Source organism: Marinitoga hydrogenitolerans DSM 16785 (assembly GCF_900129175.1).
GTDB classification, from domain to species: domain Bacteria; phylum Thermotogota; class Thermotogae; order Petrotogales; family Petrotogaceae; genus Marinitoga; species Marinitoga hydrogenitolerans.
In genome coordinates this window covers 1-1,763 of sequence record NZ_FQUI01000081.1, presented here as the reverse complement: position 1 = coordinate 1,763, position 1,763 = coordinate 1, and the positions used below count along the sequence as shown (strand labels likewise).

Annotated in this window: 1 rRNA gene; it reads right to left on the bottom strand. The window is 54.8% G+C overall.

The window, feature by feature from the left end:
* Window positions 1-47: 47 nt before the first annotated feature.
* Window positions 48-1,589, bottom strand: a 16S ribosomal RNA gene (locus BUA62_RS11235).
* Between the last annotated feature and the right edge of the window lie 174 nt (window positions 1,590-1,763).

Sequence of the window (1,763 nt, the reverse complement as noted above, 5' to 3'; positions counted from 1 at the left end):
ACTCCTTCACTACTGAACAGAGACACCCATTCTTTTTTTCTCCTTAGAAAGGAGGTGATCCAGGCGCACCTTCCGGTACACCTACCTTGTTACGACTTAGCCCCCCTCGCTGACTCCACCCTCAATAGCTGCCCTCCTTTCGGTTAGGCTAGCCATCTTCGGGCGTTTCCAACTCGGGTGGCTTGACGGGCGGTGTGTACAAGACCCGGGAACGTATTCACCGCAGTGTGGCTGACCTGCGATTACTAGCGATTCCGGCTTCATGTAGTCGGGTTTCAGACTACAATCTGAACTGGGGTAGGGTTTCTGGGATTCGCTCCACCTTTCGGTCTCGCTGCCCTCTGTCCCTACCATTGTAGCGCGTGTGTCGCCCAGGACATAAGGGGCACGATTACCTGACGTCATCCCCTCCTTCCTCCGCCTCGTCGGCGGCTGTCCCGTTAGAGTCCCCATCTCTACATGCTGGTAACTAACGGCAAGGGTTGCGCTCGTTGCGGGACTTAACCCAACACCTCACGGCACGAGCTGACGACGGCCGTGCACCACCTGTGTGGGCTCCTGATACCGAAGTATCAGGTCCCAACTATCTCTAGTTGGTACCACCCTCATGTCAAGCCCTGGTAAGGTCCTTCGCTTAGCTTCGAATTAAACCACACGCTCCACCGCTTGTGCGGGTCCCCGTCAATTCCTTTGAGTTTCATCCTTGCGGACGTACTCCCCAGGCGGCCCACTTATCGCCTTAGCTTCAGCACGAACGGTACTACCGCTCACACCTAGTGGGCATCGTTTACGGCTAGGACTACCCGGGTATCTAATCCGGTTTGCTCCCCTAGCTTTCGGGCCTCAGCGTCAGGTTTACCCCAGGAGACCGTCTTCACCACCGGCCTTCTTACCTGTATCTACGGATTTCACCCCTACACAGGTAATTCCGTCTCCCTCTAGTAACCTCAAGTCACCCAGTTTCAGACGCAACCCCTTGGTTGAGCCAAGGTCTTTTACATCTGACTTAGATGACCGCCTACACCCCCTTTACGCCCAGTGATTCCGGGCAACGCTCGCCCCCTACGTATTACCGCGGCTGCTGGCACGTAGTTAGCCGGGGCTTTTCTTTATCTACCCTCATCTGTGAGCCATTTCCTACTCACTTTATTGTTCGATAAATTCAGAAGTTTACGTCCCGAAGGACTTCGTCCTTCACGCGGCGTCGCTGGATCAGGGTTTCCCCCATTGTCCAATATTCCCCACTGCTGCCTCCCGTAGGAGTGGGGCCCGTGTCTCAGTGCCCCTGTGGCCGGCCACGCTCTCACGCCGGCTACCCGTCGTTGGCTTGGTAGGCCTTTACCCTACCAACTACCTGATGGGTCGCAGGCAGCTCCTCCAGCCATGCCGAAGCACGCTTTCACCTCTCGGTCTCATCTGGTATTAGCCATCGTTTCCAATGGTTGTCCCAGTCTGGAGGATACTTTCCTACGCGTTACTCACCCGTTCGCCACTAGTACTACTCTCCGAAGAGAGCCTCCTCGTTCGACTTGCATGTGTTAAGCACGCCGCCAGCGTTCGCCCTGAGCCAGGATCAAACCCTCCATCCAAGATTTCGAGTTCGATCACTTAACTCTCTCTTTTTACTTCCGCTGGGTGTCTCTGTTCACTTGTCAAGGAGCTTCTTCCTTATTTCCCTTTTCCTTCTTTTCCTCCCGCGGCTCTTCGTCCGCGTCCGAGTATATATATTACCACCTTTCTCTTGCTTTGTCAACTTACATCTT